6 protein-coding genes are annotated in these 17,228 nt (G+C 75.1%); all 6 read left to right on the forward strand.

Features of this window, described 5'->3' with window-relative positions; all coding sequences use genetic code 11:
* Nucleotides 1-397 precede the first annotated feature (397 nt).
* Nucleotides 398-3,502, forward strand: coding sequence for a phospholipase D-like domain-containing protein (locus WME85_RS19575; protein ID WP_437840159.1), 3,105 nt, complete (start codon nucleotides 398-400; stop codon nucleotides 3,500-3,502).
* A complete protein-coding gene (locus tag WME85_RS19580) occupies nucleotides 3,499-7,521 on the forward strand; it encodes a hypothetical protein (protein WP_437840161.1) in 4,023 nt (1,340 codons plus the stop codon). Before WME85_RS19575 ends, WME85_RS19580 begins: the two co-directional genes overlap by 4 nt.
* Nucleotides 7,518-13,862, forward strand: coding sequence for a hypothetical protein (locus tag WME85_RS19585; protein WP_437840162.1), 6,345 nt, complete (start codon nucleotides 7,518-7,520; stop codon nucleotides 13,860-13,862). The genes WME85_RS19580 and WME85_RS19585 overlap by 4 nt, the downstream gene beginning before the upstream one ends.
* Nucleotides 13,863-14,035: 173 nt before the next feature.
* Nucleotides 14,036-15,781, forward strand: coding sequence for an Ada metal-binding domain-containing protein (locus WME85_RS19590; protein ID WP_437840163.1), 1,746 nt, complete (start codon nucleotides 14,036-14,038; stop codon nucleotides 15,779-15,781).
* Between the two features lie 13 nt (nucleotides 15,782-15,794).
* Nucleotides 15,795-16,049, forward strand: coding sequence for a hypothetical protein (locus WME85_RS19595; protein WP_437840164.1), 255 nt, complete (start codon nucleotides 15,795-15,797; stop codon nucleotides 16,047-16,049).
* A gap of 232 nt (nucleotides 16,050-16,281) precedes the next feature.
* Nucleotides 16,282-17,151, forward strand: a complete 870-nt coding sequence (locus tag WME85_RS19600; RefSeq protein ID WP_437840166.1) for a hypothetical protein — start codon at nucleotides 16,282-16,284, stop codon at nucleotides 17,149-17,151.
* Nucleotides 17,152-17,228 lie beyond the last annotated feature (77 nt).

Raw genomic sequence — 17,228 nt, forward strand, 5'->3', positions numbered from 1 at the left:
ATGACACGAAGGAGAGGGCTTGTCTAGCCCGCCAATCGACGGATGCAGCCGTGCCCTGACGATGCGTAAGAGAGCCGTGCCGCAGCGGTACGCGAGGCCTGTTCACCCGACGATCGCGTCTCAAGGATGCGATGTTAAGGTATTGTTATTTAGTGTTTAGATGGACGATTTAGTGTTTGGATGGACACCGGGTGATGGGACCGGTTTATTGGAAATGTTCATCCTGCTGAACTGTCGCAAGCTCGCGAATGGTTCACCGCGGCGCGGCGTGGATACTCGATACCTGGATCAGCCCGTCGTCGCTCGCCTCGCCCGGCCGCTTCGTCATTGCCACCCCGGCGCGGCGGCCCGTACCATGCGGCCTTCGGTCAACGCGCGTCCAAGGGGGGCGCGGTGCATGGCGAGCTTCGATCCGCTCTTCGATCCGGTGCACCTCGAGCGTGTGCTCGAAGCGACGATCACGCTGCCGGACCCGCCACAGCCGGTGCCGGCGCCGGATCCCGTCGTCATCACCCGCCCGGGCGTGGCGCGCCACGCCGCCCGGCGCGTGACGCTGCTGCAGGTCCGCCTGCGCGCAGGAGAGCTCGCGCACACGGTCACCTCGCCGGTGCGCGCGGCGGTGCGGCGCGTGGCGCTCGATCCGGCGGCGCCGCTCCCCGGCGGCGGCGTCGAGCTGCTCGAGCTGTCGCCGCTCCCGTTCCTGGATCACACCCCGGGCGCGCCGCCGCTGTTCGAGGAGACCTTGCGCCGCCTCGGGACGCGCGGCGTGCCGACCTTCTACGTCGCGCCGTTCGCCGCCGTCGCCGCCGCGCTCCCGCCGGCCGAGCCGCTCGACGACGCGCTGCTGCTCCGCGGCGCGCCGATCGTGGAGCTCACCCCGGGGGCCGTGTTCTCCGTCGGCGTCCTGTTCCAGGACGGGACCGCGCTGCCGCCGGTCACCGCCTTCGGGCTGATCGCCGACGCGCTCGAGGCGGCGGGCGACGGCGCGGCCGCGGCGGCGTGGCGCGCGCAGCTCGCGACGCTCGGCGGCCCGGCGCGGCGCTTCGTCGCCGTGCGCCACGACGGCGGCCCGCTCGGCGCCGCGGCCGGGTTCGACCTGGAGCTGCGGCGTGACCCGGACGGCGTCGCCGTGGCGACCGCGTCGGTCAACGCAGGCGCCGACGGCGATCTCGAGCCAGCCGCCGCCGCCTCGCCCGTCGGCTCGCTGTTCGCGCCGCCGCCCGGGCACCACGTCGCGGTGCGCTGGGCAGGCGACGCGCTCACCGGGTCGTCGCTGCCGGTGCAGGCGCTGGTCGGCACGCGCGTGAGCAGCCCGCCGGGCGCGTTCCTGCGGGTGCCGGCGCTCGCCGAGCCGCGCGCGACCCTGGAGGTGCTCGACCTCGCGCGCTGGTACCCGCCCGTCCCGCCCGGGCACGCGGTCGAGCGTTACCACGCGAACAGCCTCGTGATCCCCCTCGTCGACGGGATGGCCGCGTTCCAGGCGCTCGTCGAGGACCTGCGCGCGTGCGTCCGCACGCCCGCGGATCCGCCCGGCGCCCGCTTCCGCGCCCACCTCACGGGGTGGACCTTCAACCGCTTCCAGCTCCTCCCCGGCGGCGCACGGACCGATGTCGTCGAGCTCGCGGAGGACATCCTCGCGCGCGACGGGGCGGTCCTCGTGCTCGCGAACCGGTTCCTCAACCTGCGCGACCCGGAGCTCTCGGGCTCGCGCGCGGCCGCGGCGCTCCTGCTCATCGCGCTCGGCCACGCGACGCTGGTGACCGAGCTCCTGATCAAGCTCGCCGCGGAGGTGTTCAACTTCTCGGCGCCGACCGCCGAGACCGACGACTGGGTCGTCTTCGCCTGGTTCGCGCTGCCGGCGGTCGCCGGCGTGCTCGGGCTGGCCGCCGCCGAGCTGGGGTGGCTCGAGGACGCGCTCGTGGGGATGCTAGAGACAGCGCGCGCCACCGTCGACGATCTGAACGCGCTCGCGCCGGGCACCGCGGTCTGGTCGAGCAACCCGGCGCGGCTCGCCGACAACCCGCTCGCGCCGCGGTACGGCGACAGCCCGCTGTTCGGGCTCGAGGACGACGCGGATCAGTTCGGCGTGTACCACAACAAGATGCAGCTCGTCCGGCGGCGCGCCGACGCGCGCGGCGACGAGTTCGTCGGGTTCCTGGGCGGGATCGACGTCAACCGCAACCGCCTCGATTCCCCGGGGCACCAGATCGGCGGGCCGTACCACGACGTCCACGCCCGCTTCAGCGGGCCCGTCGTCGCCGACGCCTTCCGGGCGTTCTACGAGCGCTGGGCGCGCGACGCGGGGATCGACCCCGCCGCGCTGGAGGCCGAGCTCCCCGCGCCCGTCGCCGCGGCGATGCCCCAGCACACAGGCGCGCGCCACATCGCGCGCATCGGGCGCACCTACCCGCGCAGCACGCCCGCGCTGCAGTTCGCGCCCGGCGGCGATCGCGGCACCTACGACACGCTCCTCGCCGCGATCGGCCAGGCGCGCGACCACATCTACATCGAGGACCAGTACTTCACCCCCGACGATGTCTTCGTCGACGCGCTGCGCGCCGCCGGCGGGGCCGACCGCTGCCGCCGCCTGCTGATCGTCGTGCCCGGCGAGGGAGACCAGCCGTTCGGCGACCTGCGCCGGCGGCACGTCTTCGCGCGCCTGCGCGAGGTCTGGGGCGACCGGATGATCGTCGGCTACCCGCAGCGGCGCCCGCGCCTGCGCCGGGCCGACCGCTTCGCGAGCCGCGGGCGCGCGTGGCTGGTGGGCGATCTCGCGCCCGGGGCGACCGAGCTGTACGTGGGCCCGCCCGCGCGCGCGATCGGCGCGCCGTCGTGGCTCTGGGTCGATGGCGAGCTGATGCTCGCGCGCAGCGTCACCCGCCCGGTCGTCCACGAGGGGGAGCCGGCGGCGCGCGTCGTCGTGGATCGCGGCGGGATCTCGGCGAGCGGCCGCTGGGGCGCACACCCGCGCGCGCACCGCGCGGGGGCCGCGGTCACCTTCTCGCAGCCCGCCGGGATCTACGTCCACGCCAAGTGCATGATGATCGACGACGTCTTCGTCTCGATCGGCTCGACCAACCTGAACCGCCGCGGCTTCTTCCACGACGGCGAGATCAACGTCTTCGCGATCCCCGAGGAGCTGCGCGGCGCGCCCGACAACCCGGCGCGCGCGCTCCGCACCGCGCTCTGGGCCGAGCACCTGGGGATCCCGCCGGCGCAGGGCGGGGCGCTGCTCGGCGACGCGATCGCGGGGTTCGAGCTCTTCCGCCGGCCGCACCTCGGCGGGTCGCGCTTCGCGCCGCTCGAGAGCACGGACATCCGCCCCTTCCTGTCGCTCCCCGACACGCAGCTCTGGCCGATGACGCTGATCGGCGCGCTCGCGCTGCTCCTCGAGGGCGTGCCGGCGGGGTTCCTCTCGTTCTTCCACCGCACCGCCTGGAACCTCGTGATCGACCCGACGACGGGGACCGATCCCGCACCCACGGAGGGGCCGGTCCCGTGAGCCTGTTCGCGCGCGCGATCCCCCAGGTCGAGCCGCCGATCGTCGGCGTGCACCTGCTCTGGAGCGGCCCCCATGCCTGGCTGTACTCCCCCGCCGGGTGGACGATCCAGCGCCGCCAGGCGGCCCCGCGCCCCCGCTGGGACTGCGTCTCGCTGACCGCCGACCAGCTCGCCGCGCTGCGCGCGCGCCGCGAGCTGCGGATCCGCCTCGGCGTGCTGACCGACCGCGTCGGGGCCGCGCCGGCGCCGCTCGTCGCCGCCGCCGGGGCGCGCGCCGCCGGCGGGGCCGCCGGGGCGCGCGCCGCCGCCGGCACGCTCGCCGCCGGCACGCTCGCCGCCGGCACGCCCGCCGCCGCGAGCGCCGTCGGCACGATCCCCTGGGAGGTGATCACGATCGAGCTCGACCGGCCGAGCGACGGGGTGCGCGTCCCCGTCCAGGCGACGGCGAGCCTCGCGGTCGCCCTGCGCGACGGCAAGGTGATCGCCGGCGGGCGGCTCGTCGCCGGCAACACGGCCCACGAGCTCGTCGCGGCGGGGATCGACACGGTCGTGGTCCACGCGCGCGGGCTCACCGCGCTCGGGGTCTGCGTGCCGCCGGCCAGGGAGGACGACTGGCGCGACGCCGCGACGATCGCGCGCCTGCAGCTCCCGCTGCGCGAGCTCGACCCGAGGCTGACCAGCGCCGATGACGAGTACGACGAGGCGAAGCGCCGGCTCCTCCCCGGCGAGGCCCTGGATCGCGGGGAGCTCGAGCACCTGACCGGGATCCTGCGCAAGGTCGTCACCGCCGCCGGGCCGCCGCGCCCGGTCGATCTGACGCTGCTCCTCCGCGACGACCCCGAGCTGCGCCACGACGAGCTGGTCGCGCTCGATCCGCTCCGCGCCGTGATCGCGCACCCGCGCTGGCGCCGGGTGCTCGGCTTCGCGTACTTCGACGCGGACCCCGCGCTCGTGCCGGGCCAGGTCTACCAGTACCGCGTGAGCGGCGGCTGGCCGGAGGCCGACCTCACGGACCGCGTGGTCGGGTTCCACACCGCCCCCGCGACCACGCAGCTCCCGGCGGAGCTGTCGCTCGGCGACGTGCGCGTCCGCTTCTCGCAGCCGCGCCTGGTCGAGCTGGCCGATCCGCGCCCGTCGGATCCGATCGCGCTCACGCGCCGCGGCGTGGCGCTCTCCCCGGGGCGCGACCCCGGGTGGCTGACGCCCGGGACCGGCGGCTGGAGCGCGGTGATCGATCTGCCCGTCGCCGTGACGTCGCTCGTCCTCGAGCTGGGACACGCGGCGCACTCGTTGACCTACGCGGCGGGGGCGCCGTGGCTGCCGCAGGGGCCCGAGGCGAGCGTCCCCGCCGGCGATCGCCCGGCGCTCTCCTTCGCGACGCCGGTGCACCAGATCCGCCTGGGGGGCGAGGGGTTCCTCTGCGCGCTCCGCTTCCCGGCGAAGAGCTCCACCGCGATCGTCGAGCGCGCGGTGGTGCTGCCCCCGCTCGTCCTCGCCGACACGCCGCGCCCGGCCGCGCCGCTCGCCGCGTGGCTCGCCAACCTGCAGCAGCCGGAGAGCGTCGCGACCGGCCACGCGCCGCTCGGGCCGCCGCCGCCGCGCCACGCGCTCGGCTTCGAGGTGCGCTGGATCCCGGCGCCGACCGAGGGGATCGAGGCATGGCCCGCGGAGCTGCCGCCCCCTCCGATCGACGCCGCGCTGTTCCAGATCGAGCACACGCCCGCCGGCGGAGCGCCGTCCTGGACCCCGCTCCTCGACGAGGACAACCACGTGACCGGGCACCGCGACGAGGTCGCGCTGCCGCCGATGACGGTCGGCGGCGACCTGATGGCGTCCTTCCCGGAGGTCCTGTCGCCGGCGCCCGGCGGGCTCACGCTCGCCTGGCGCGACGTGTTCGATTTCCCCGACGGGGGCGCGCCGGTGCGGCGCCCGCGCCCGGAGCCGGGGACGCGCCACCGCTACCGCGTGCGCGCCGTGGACGCGGTCGGGCGCGCGGGGACGGCGTGGTGTGAGACCGGCGAGCTCCGCCTGGAGAAGCGGCGCCCGCCGCCGCTGCCGGCGGGGCCCGACGAGGCCAAGGCCGACGCGCTCACGCTCCCGGCGCCGACCGGGGTGCACGCGCGCGTCCTCGTCGCCGGCGCGCCCGACCTGACCGACGACGAGCGCGCGCTCCTCGGCGCGCACGGCAGCGCCGTCCTGCTCCGCTGGGGGTGGCACGCCGCGCAGCGCGCCGAGGACCCCGACGCGACCGAGTTCCGCGTGTACGCGACCCGGCGGCGCCTGGACGCGATCCCGGGCGTGCTCTCCGCGGTGTCCGGCTCGGGCGGCCTGTACCTGGCGACCCTCACGCTCGGCGAGCCGGTGCTCGCGAACGCCGCGCGGCGGCTCCGCCTGGACGCGGGGTACCCGTTCGAGATCCTCGCCCATGACGGCGGCGCGGCGGGGACGCCGCTCTCCATCACCCTGCGCGCCCAGGTGCCGCTCCCCGGCGGCGCCTTCCCGGTGCCGCGCGCGGGCGCGGTCGTGCTGCCGGTCCACCTGACGCCCGACCGCACGACGGCGCCCGCGTGGGGCGCGCGCGTCGAGGTGCGGGCGATCGGCCCGGACGCCGCGTACGAGTCCGCGCCGATCTTCGACCTCCTGGACCTCCGCGCGGATCACCCGCACGACCGCGCGCTCGTCGGCGTGAGCGCCGCCGACGCGCAGGACTACGTCCCGGACCGGCTCGCGCCCGACGACGCGCGCCCGGGCAACGAGAGCGCGATCGCCGCCGTCGAGGTGGAGGGGCGCTGGCAGGGGCGCCCGGCGCTCGTCGAGGCGCCGGCGCTCGCCGACGTGCCGGCGGTGGTGACGCCCGAGCCGGGAGATCGGCCGATGCGGCTCGTCCTCGACGTGACCCCGCTCCTCGCCGGCACCGGGCTCTCGGGGAGCGAGCGCGTGCGCCCCGAGCGCTGCTCGGCGGACGAGGTCTTCCGCGCCTACCGCGCGAGCGACGGCCGCGTGCTCGCGCGCGTCCTCGAGCCGCCGGCGCCCGGCGACGCCGAGGTGGACGTGGCGGTGCCGAACGCGTCGGATCGCGCCGCGATCCTCGCCGCGCTCGACGGGCGCGACGTCGGCGCGCTGACCGACCGTCACGCCGTGTTCCTGGCCGCCGCGCACCCGTACCGCGCGCGCCTGTTCACGCCGGTCACGCAGGCGGAGGTCGCGCTGCCGCGCTTCGCCGAGACCCTGCCGAACCGCGGCGCGCGCTGGATCTACCGCGTCCGGCTCGCCGACGCGGCCGGGCGCCTCTCCGCCGACGGGCGCACGCTCCGCGGGGTGGTGCGCGTGCCGGCGACGACCCGCGTCCCGCCGCCGCGGCGCGAGGCGGCGCAGCCGGACGACCCGCGCGCGCGCCTGCGCCTGCGCGTCGAGGGCCCCGGCGAGATCACGCACCTGCTCCTGTTCCAGCGCGTCGACCCGGTCGCCCCTGGCCGCGCCCCCTCCGGCGACGAGGCCGAGCTCCTGCGCGTCCCCGGCGCGGCGCACCTGCCGCCGGGCGCGGGGGTGCGCCTGCGCCTCGGGGGCGAGATCCTCGCCCCGCAGGTGAAGAGCCTGGCCGATCCCGACGTGGCCGGGGCGCCGCCCTCGCGGCGCGTGGTCCTCGACCTCGCGCTCGTCGACGGCCAGCGCGCGCGGGTCTGGGCCGTCTCGGTCACGCGGGACGGGGTCGCGTCGGCGCCCGAGGCGTGGGCGATCGCGATGCCGCGGGCCGCCCTGGCGGCCCCCGCGCTCTCGGTCTCGGCCAGCCCTCCCGAGCTGCTCTTCACCTGGACCTGGCCGTCTCCGGCCGACGCGACCGAGGTCATCCTCGAGGCTGCGCCCGCCGATCGCGACGCCTGGTCGCGCGTCTCCGGGCGGATCGCGCGCGACGTCGCGGCGCACGCGCACCGCCCCGCGCCGGGCGTCTTCCGCTACCGCCTGCGCGCGCTCTCGCTCGACGGGCGCGACGCGCTCTCCGCCGAGGTGACGCCCTCATGAGCCGGATCCGACTCTACACGCTCCTCGGCGTGAGCACCCCGGACGAGGCCGCCGAGCGCTGGCCGCGCGATCTCGTGCGCCCCTTCGTCGGCGTCCTGGAGGGGGGCAGCGGCGACGCGCTCTACCGCGACCTCATGATCCACCTCCAGGACGCGCTGGAGCTGCGCGGGCTCCGCCCCGGCGCCGACGGCGACAGGGTGGGGCTCGTGGCCGACGTGCACGTGACCCCGCCCCCCGTCGCGCTGCCGCTCGTGATGGCGCAGCTCCCGGAGGTCGCGTTCCACCTGCGCGCGACGGCGAACCTCCCCGCGACGCTGTTCGTGACCCGCGGGCCCGGGGGCGCGCTGGAGGTGGCGATCCAGGGGCTCCCGGTGGCGATGCACCTCCCGCCCGGGTTCGTCCAGCCGCTCTACACCGAGGAGGAGCTCGCTGGCGTCGTCGGCGATCCCCCGGACAAGCTGCTCACCGACGCGTTCGAGCCCGATCACGCGGACAGCCTGGAGATCGTCGCCAGCGAGTCGGGCCCGACGCGGGTCAGCGTGCGCGTGAACGTGCGCCTGACCGAGACCGGCGACTTCCTGTTCGACACGGTCGTGCCGCTCTCGATCGGCGCGTGCAAGCTCTCGGGGCTGCCCTGCCGCGGCCTCCACGACGTGCAGCTCATCCCGACGCCGCGCCCGCGCCACGTCGAGCCTGGGCGCGAGGGGCCCGAGATCGCGCTCGAGTGGGCGCGCCACGACATCTCGATCGCTGACACGGACGCGAGCTTCCCCGGGCTGATCACGATCCGGACGATCGATCTCGACGCCACGCGCGGCCCGCTGAAGGGGCTCGTCGAGCGGATCCGCGCGCGCCGCGACGAGGCGGATCCCGTCGAGCTGGCCCTCGAGGACGTCGCGCTGCCGTTCCGCACCGCGCCGCCGCTGCCGATCCCCACGCACGGCCGCTTCCACCTGCGCCGCAGCATCGTCGCGGGCGACGCGGGGGGCGAGGCGTGGGATCTCCGCGACGCGCCGGTCGAGATCGAGGTGCGCGGGACGTACCTGAAGCTGTTCCGCCTCATGCTCCAGACCCCGGGCGGCGGCGAGTCGCCCGCCGCGTTCGACGTGAAGTGGAGCGACTCGCCCGACGATCCGACCGGCGCGCTGCAGGGCGAGGTCACGCTCACCGACGGCGGCGAGCTCCTCGTCGGCGCGCTGAACCCGGCGCCGGTCACGTTCTTGCGCGTCCTCGGGGCCCACGTGCGCCTCGGCGCGCTCCGCTTCGGGGTGTCGCTGAAGAAGGTGTTCGACGGCGACGACGACGCCTGGACCGACGTCCTCGCGCTGCTCGGCGACTTCCAGATCGACACCGTCCGCGAGGGGCAGATCTTCGAGCTCCAGGACGCGTCGGGGAAGCCGGGCTTCCAGGTGCTCCACGACGTCGGCTGGGCGTTCGGCAAGCCGTCGCTCGGCAGCCTGTACGACCCTGACGGGCTCGACTTCGTGTTCGCCGACAAGCTCCGCCTGCGCATCGAGGAGCTCGGCCTGGTGACCGAGAACAACGGCGCGCTCTACCTGCTCGTGACGGCGGGGCTCAGCACGCCGCTCGGCGAGGCCACGCCCCCCGAGCCCGCCGAGGTCGGCGCGCCGGCGGCGCCCGCCACGACAGCGTCCACCGACGACGCGCGGCGCAAGGGGTTCGGCCTGCGCCTGCACCGGCTGCGGCTGCTGCTCGCGCGGAGCAACGACACCCAGGCGCCGTGGCTCCTCGACGGGATCAGCTTCTTCGCCCGCAAGGGGAAGTTCGAGCTGGCCGGCATGGGGATGGTGAGCGAGTACGACCAGGGGGCGAACCACCACCGCGAGATCGGGATCGAGCTCTCGTTCCGCTTCGACGCGCTGGGGCGCGCGTTCGACCTCGGCGGGCAGTTCCTCCACGGGCGCGTGACCGGCGCCGACGAGTTCACGTACCTGCTGCTCGCGCTCTCGTTCGGGCGCCTGCCGCTCGGCGCCACCGAGCTCGCCAACGTGCGCGTGCTGTTCACGTCGAACCTGACGCCGCGCCTCTCGCCTCCCGACGGCCACGGCCAGTCCATGCGCCTGTTCCGCTGGTACAAGCAGAGCGGCGACGCCATCGCGGTGCCGCTCTCGCGCAAGCTGACCGCGTGGCAGCCCGCCGAGGGCGCCGGCGCGGCCGGGATCGGGCTCACGATCCACCTCGCCGCGACGCGGGCGATGGGGCTCGACGGCTTCCTCTTCTACCACGAGGGCGCCGGCGAGCAGGGGCTGCTCGCCGGCGTCGAGCTCTACCTGGCGAAGTCCAGGAAGCCGATCGCGTTCGGCGTCTTCGAGTGGGACATGCAGCGCGACAAGCTCGGGCTGCTCCTCGGGATCGCGCTCGGGCTGGAGAACCTCCTCGGCGACGATCTGCCCAGCTTCCTTGCCGATCTCGCCGCGCTCACCGGGACCTTCTTCTACGGCAACAAGCCGGACACGCTCGCGATCGGGCAGTACAACGATCCGTCGACCTGGCTGCAGTTCCGCTTCGCGTTCGGCGGGCGCGTCAGCTTCGGGATCTCGGCCGCGTTCTGCCACCACCGCGTGGACGAGGCCGACGCGCTCGACCCCACCGTCGAGAGCGTCAACGTCTGGGCGCTCAGCCTCTCCCTGCAGGGGAGCGGGAAGCTCGGGCCGCTCGGGAAGCTGCAGGTCTACCTGACCGTGCAGGTCGTGATGGGGCAGTGGCGCAACGAGGGGGTGGCGTCGGGGCACCAGTTCGTCGTCGAGGCCGGGATCCGCTGCAAGGTGTTCGGCTGCTTCAACTTCGGCGCGCACGTGAAGGTCGACGTCGCGGCGCTCGGCCCCGGCGACCCGACCTACCACCGCAAGAGCACGGTCTTCCGGATCGAGACCCCCTGGTACCTGCCCGATCTGACCTTCCGCTGGGAGAGCCAGGACGGGACGCCGGTCCCCGAGGCGATGCCGGTCGTGTCGCTGCCGCTCGCGAGCGCGTCGGCGCACCGCCCCGCGGGCCCGCGCGAGGCGGTGGCGCTCGGCGTCACCCGCCCGGCGGGGGAGCTGGGCGACGGGCCCACGTACGCGCTCCGGGCGCTGCGCGACGCGGCGCCGGCGAGCCCCTCGGACGCGGACCTGGCGGCGCTCCGCCCGGTCGCCGTGGACAGCGTGATCGCGCTCGACCTGGGCGCCTCGTGCGACGCGTGGGCGACCGCCCTGCCCAGCACCACGAGCACCGCCGGCGGCGCCCAGCGCTCGAACGACCTGGAGGCGCGCTACGAGATCGTCGAGATCGGCGTGCGCCGCCGCCGCCGCTTCGGCGACGGCGTCTGGCGCGATCTCCTCGATCCGTTGACGACCCGCGTCGACGCGCTGGGGGGCCTCTCGGCCGAGGAGCTCGAGGCGCGCTTTCGCCCCGTCGTCACCTTCGACTGGGACCCGGACGTGCACCGGGTGGGGCGCGTCGACCCGCGGCGGCTGCTCGTCAACGCGGACACGCCCTACACCTTCGCGACGCGCAACCCCGAGGCGGACGAGATCGTCGCGGCGACGCTGCCCGGCTGGCCCTGCTGCCGGCGCGCCGATCGGCCGGTGCGGTGGCACATCGTCCACTTCCACGACACGCCGCCGGGCGTGCGCACGCCGGCGATCGAGCGCTTCAGCGAGAGCGCGAGCACGCTCCGCTGGGTCGGGGGGCGCCCGCCCGTGGTGGTGCCGCCCCAGGTCGCGCCCGGCGGGGCCAACGTCGCCGCCGTCGGCCTGGGCGCGCGCCCCGCCGGGGTGATCGCCGCGGTGAGCTTCGACGAGCCGGCGGCGATCTGCGAGGTGTACGCGGCCTGGAAGCCGCTCCGCTCCGCCTCGGCGCTGGTCGTGGAGGCGTACCGCGGCCTCGAGGTCGTGGCCTCGCTGAAGTTCGCGATCTCCGACGTGGCGCCCCCCGCGCCGATCCAGGTGAGCGCGCCGGACGGGATGACCTCGCTGCTCCTCCGCAAGGAAGGGGACGTCGAGCCCGACGGCGGGGAGCCGCCCGTCGAGCTGATCTCGCTCCGCTACCGCACGCTGCGCGAGGCCTACGAGGTCCTCCTCGACCTGCTCCGCTGCGGTGCGCAGGACGAGCGCGTGCACGGCGCCGGGCGGCTGGGCTGGCTCCCCAACACCGACTACGAGATCACGCTCCGCACCCGCGTCGTGCTCGGCTACGCCGCGGCGGGCGACCAGGACGCGGTCGTCGAGCAGAAGGCGTACTTCCGCACGCGCGGTCCGCTCGGCCTGAACGCGTGCTCGTTCGTCGGCGAGGAGATCGACCCGTACGTCGAGTCGCGCTATCCGGCGCCCGCCGATCGCCTCTACCGCGCCGAGGCGCTCGCGGTGGCGTTCGACGAGCGGCTGAACGTGCTCCTCCCCGTCGACCGCGCGCCGGCGCCGGGTGATCCGGAGGAGCGCCAGCAGCTCGTCCGCTGGGTGCTGGTCGTGGACAAGGTCGGGGGCGCGGCGGGGCTGGAGCGGATCTCGCAGACGGTCGAGGACTGGATCGTCGCGCACCGCGGCGCGCCGTCGCCGCCGTCGCCGCCGTCGCCGCCGTCGCCGATCACGCCGCCGCGCCGCCCGCGGATCCTCGACGCCGAGGTGCTGAGCGCGCCGATCCGCCGCGCGCCGTCGACCGACCCGCGCCGGCTCCGCCTGGAGAACATGATGGCGCGGCCCGGCGCGTGTACCGCGCCGCGGCGGATCCACGCCTCGCAGCTCCTCGTGCACCAGCCGGTCGATCTCGGCGCGCCGGCCGGTGCGCCCGCGCGCTGGGAGCCCGACGAGGAGTACCGCGTCAGCGTGCGCGCGGAGGGCGCGCCGTTCATCGAGCGCCGCCGCTTCGAGCCCGAGGACGCGACCGCGTGCACCTTCGTGGCGGAGAGCGGCGCCGCCGCTGCCTGGACGGTCGACGACGGCGCGCTGCGCCCGGCCGCGTTCCCGCCCGGCGACGCGGCGCAGCTCGCGCTGGTCGGCGACGAGGCGGGCTGGGAGCACGTCCAGGTGCGCGCGACCGTCGATCCGGAGGGGGGCGAGGCCGGGATCGCGGTCGCGGTCCTGGGCGCGCCGGTGGCGCAGGCGATCTTCGCGCTCATCGACGAGCGGGGCGGGGCGCGGCGGCTGCGCCTGGTCGAGCGGCGCGGCGGCGTGGTGCGCGAGCTCGCGGCGCGTCCGCTCGCGGACGACGCGCCGCGCCCCTACGTGCTCGAGGTGACGTCGTACGACGATCGCGTGCGCGCCGCGGTGGGCGACGTGGTGGTCCAGCCGGACGAGGAGCGCGGCGCCGCGCGGGGCGGGCGGATCGGCCTCTGCGCGCGCGGTGGCGGGCGCTTCGCCGGGCTCACGGTGCAGGGGCTCGACGTCTGGCGCGCGCACCTCCGGACCAGCCGGTACGTTGATTTCCCTGCGCACATCGATAGCTGGGACGGGGCGCTGCCGGAGCTTCCGCTGGGCGTGGCCGGGGCGCCGACCACGACGGCGGCCGCGCTCCTCGCGGAGGACGCGCGCGCGATCGCCGCGGCGATGGCGGCGGGCGCGGACGCCGAGGCGCGCGACGCCCTGTTCCGCCGATGGATAGCGGCGCTCTCGGTGCCGCTCCGCGAGCGGCCGTCGCGGCTCGCGCTCACGCGGCTGGTCGCGGGGGGCGCCACCGAGCTCCTCCTCGTCGAGAGCCCCGAGCCGCTCGCGTTCAGCCGCGACGTGACCCTGTCGGTGCACCGCCGCGCGAGCGCGCCGGCGCCGACCCCGACGCCGCCGCGCTGGCCGCCGCTGTCGATCCGGGGCAGGCCGCGCCCGTCGCCGTTCGCGACCTTCCTGGAGCAGATCGAGCTCGCCGACGACGCGCTGCTGGTCCCGCCGATCCCGAGCGAGCTGCGCGCGCTCCGGCGCCTCGTGCGCGCCGAGCGCGCGCGCGGCGGGCTGGCCTTTCACGTGTACGAGCTGCCGCCGCGGGTCGACCCGAGCGAGACGAGCCGCGCGCCGCGCGTGGCGACGCTGGTCCCGGGCGACAGGATCCCGGAGAGCTACGCCGCGCTCGGGCCCGACGAGCTGGGGCTCTTCGACGACCGCGACCGGCCGCTGCTCGCGCCCGCGCCGCTCCCTGGGCCGCCTCCGTACGCCGACGTCCCGGTCGTGGTTCTCGGCAGCGGCGACGAGCTGCGCGCGCTCGTGATCCCGGTGGGGCCGTCGGGGGACCATGCGCCCTTCGAGGCCGGCGTGCATCGCCTCCGGTTCGCGATCGACCGCGCGCGCTGGCGCAGCGAGACCGCGGACGACGTCTCGCGCTACCGCGCGGCGAGCACGCGCGTGGTCGGCTGGTGACGCCCGCGTGGAGATAGAGGGCGCCAGGACCAGCAGCGTTCGGCAAGGGACGGTGCGTCGGGACACCCTTCTCACGGTGCCGGAGGCGGACACCCGCTCGGTGCGACGCGTCGGAGGAGGCGTCCGGCAGGCCTCCGTCGCGTAGCTCCTGCACATCCGGTACAGTCACGGGCGTGGCCCCTCCCGCCGAGCACGGCGCCCGCAAGACGTACTGGCTCCTCGGTCCCGACGGGCACAGGTACGAGAGCACGACGCCCGGCACGCTGGGTGGCAACGCGAGGGCGAAGATCTACGGCCGCCTCGACTGCGGATCTGCGCTCGCCGCCATTCGCGATCACGGAGAGGCGTACACGCAGCACCGGGTCTTCTTCGCGGACGAGGAGGCCGCCGTCGCGGCAGGCTACCGGCCGTGCGGCAACTGCATGCGTGACCGGTTCGTCGCATGGAGGGAGAGTCGAGCGCGTGAGTCGCCGGCGGCGAGCGACGTGAGCTGGTGCAACGAGCCGCGCGTCGACAGGCCCGTGGAGAGCACTGCCGCCGCCGACGCGGGCCGCGAGATCGTGAAGGATCTCGGTCTCGGCGAGAAGACCGGCGTCTGGCAGCTCCCGTCGCGAGGCGGCGAGGTGCTCCGGTTGCTGTTCGATCCGCCCGGCACCATCGCCGATTCGTTGAAGAGCGATCTCCGCGACGCTCTCTCCGATGCCTTCGACGGCCTCGACGTCACGCTCGCGGTGGCTGAGCCCATCACGGGGATCAAGGCTCGGCCCGCCGCGTTCGTGGCCAGCTTCTCGATCCCGAAGGCGTCGTCCGTGTCGCTCGACGCCTTCGATCTTCTCGGCATCTCTCATCGCGAGGACAGCTACACCACGCTTGTCGCGCGCGCCTTCGCGCACGACGCGGGCTTCCGCGCCGCGCTGCTGCCTGCCCTCGGGGTGCCAGCGGCGGCCGCGGCCGGAGCCGACTGGATGTGCCGCCTGCGCGTCGGTGTGACCCCCGGCGAGGACGAGAAGAGCGTGCCTGACCTCGTGTTCTTCTCCCGCCAGGCGCGCCAGATCGTCATCGTCGAGGCGAAGATCCACGCTGGCGAGGGCGACAGGCAGACGATGCGGTATGCCGTGCCGCAGGCGCGGACGAAGCTGTGCCTGCGGCTCGGCCTCGACGCCCCGGAGTCGAACCAGCGGGGCTTCTTCCTGACGCTTGACGGCACGCCGCCGAGGTCGTCCTGGTTCAGGCCGCTCCGGTGGACCGTGGTGGCCGAGGCCGCCTCGGCCTCGACCCACCCGGACACGGTGGGCCTGCTCCTGCGCGAGCTCGCCGCTCGGATACGAGAGCACGACGCCTGGCCTGCGCCCGAGCTGACGACCCCGGTGCTCCGCTACCTGCATCGGCGCCCGGGCCTCGTCACCGAGGCCGTCGTGTTCCTCCGCTTGCTCGACGCGGCCCGGATGCCGGACGAGGGGTTCGTCACCAGCCATGGGCACACGGCCAACCCGGGGTGCGGCTACATCCCGCTCTTCAAATGGAGCAAGCCGTCGTGGGAGCGGCGCAGATCAGGAGGCAATCCTGGCATGTCGGTCCATTTCGAGCTCCAGTGGAACACGGCGACCGACGGGCTCGCGATCTATCTTCACTGTGAGACGAACCCGTATCTCTCGAAGAGCGATTTGCAGGCGAAGCACGGCGACGCCGCGCTGAAGGAGCACGCGGCGGTCCAGGATGAGCTGTTCGTGGAGCTCGAGCGACGAGGTGAAGCCCTCGAGGCCGCGGGTTGGACGTTCAGGCGCGGCTACAACATGCTGGCGAGCCACAGGTTTCCGAGGTTCATCCGCGTCGACGCTTTCCGCGCGAGGCTGCGCGACCTCATCCGGGTCATGGCGGCCGTCGTTGACGGGTGGGCGCAGCGGCGGGCGGTGACCTGACGCGGGGGTCGGCGTGGCGCGTGACCCGTCTCCGCGGTGGAGAGGCCACGGTCCGGCCTCGCGATCTCTTGGCCAGCCCGTCGCGGAGGCGCTCTGGTGTTCGGAGCTCGTCGAGGCGTGGGACCAGGCGTACGGCACGCGCCGCTTCGAGTACGACCCTGCGAGCCAGATCCTGGCGAATGTCCCGGAGCACGAGCGCGCCGAGCTCTTTCGCTACGACGCGTGCGGGAACGTGTTCGACGTCGCCGCCGGCCACGCGCGGCCGTGAGGCGCCGGCGGGAGCGTTGCGCAACAGCGCAATCCGTTGCGGATCATGACAGGGCTTTGCGCTCAGCTCCTGGGTGTCGTCTTCAGACGTTGCTCGGAGATAGGGACGTATCTCGCGCCGGCACGTAGGTTGCCGTGCCGCCGCGCCGCAACGAAACCACGGCGTGTCGCCACGGCGACAGGCCGGATCCGATCAGAAATCACAGGAGGTTTTCCCCGTGAGTGAAACACCGATGTTTTCGACCATCGTCCTCCCCCCGGATCTCGTCGCGGACGACGTGATCGGTCTCCGAGATCAGATGAGCGCGCGGATCGCGGCGGTGGTTCGGCCCAAGGGCGGCAAGCGCAAGGAGGGCGACGCGGCGCTGCCCAGGGGGCTCGAGACGCTCGTGGCGCTGCCGCCGCACATCGACAGGCCGTGGAAGCGGTTCGAAGCGGCCGCGACGGAGCTCCAGGGGTTCCGCGGCCTGCGGGCGAGCGCGCAGGCCGACCAGCGCCATGGGGCGCCGACCGAGGCCGAGCGGAGCGCGGCGAACACCGACAGCGACGACCGATGGCGCGCGTTCGAGCAGTGGAACGCGGGCGCCGCCGGGCTCTCCGACGACGGGGAGACGCCGTCGCCGTCGGAGGCGCGCTGGCTGTATGCGCAGCTCTTCCCGGCGCCCGAGGGGCTTCGGTTCATCACGCGCCGGCCCCGCGTCCAGTGGGCGGCGATGGTGCAGCGGATGAAGACGCTGGAGGAGGAGCGCGCGCAGGCGGTGCTCCAGGGGTTCGGCGGGAGCCGGCACTACCAGCAGCTCGTCGCCGCCCACGCGCGCTTCGGCGAGGCCTACGGCTTCACGAACGTGGTGATCGCCAAGGAGGGCGCGCCGACCGACGGCCGGCCGCAGTGGAGCGCCGCCCGGGATGCGCTGCGGAGCCTGATCCAGAAGATCGAGAGCCATGGGGACCCGGAGATCCCGGGGAGCGAGGCGCTCGCGGCGTTCCTGCTGGCGCCGTACGTCGAGATGGTCGACGACCTGGGGAGAGCCCGCCGGAAGGGACCGGCGAAGAAGCCTGAGGCCGTGTCGGAGCCCCTGCCGGGGGTGGACGGGATGCCGTGAACCCGTCCGGGTGAGGTGGGGCGTCCACGCGGGAGATGGGTGGGACCCGTCTCCCGGTGGACGTGGCTCCAAGGAAA

This window comes from Sorangium sp. So ce1153 (genome assembly GCF_051521595.1).
Lineage (GTDB): Bacteria > Myxococcota_A > Polyangia > Polyangiales > Polyangiaceae > Sorangium.

Bases quoted from the DNA above. Each gene is read 5' to 3' on its own strand.
- WME85_RS19585 (WP_437840162.1), top strand. From the start codon at position 7,518: ATGAGCCGGATCCGACTCTACACGCTCCTCGGCGTGAGCACCCCGGAC.
- WME85_RS19575 (WP_437840159.1), top strand. From the start codon at position 398: ATGGCGAGCTTCGATCCGCTCTTCGATCCGGTGCACCTCGAGCGTGTG.
- WME85_RS19600 (WP_437840166.1), top strand. From the start codon at position 16,282: ATGTTTTCGACCATCGTCCTCCCCCCGGATCTCGTCGCGGACGACGTG.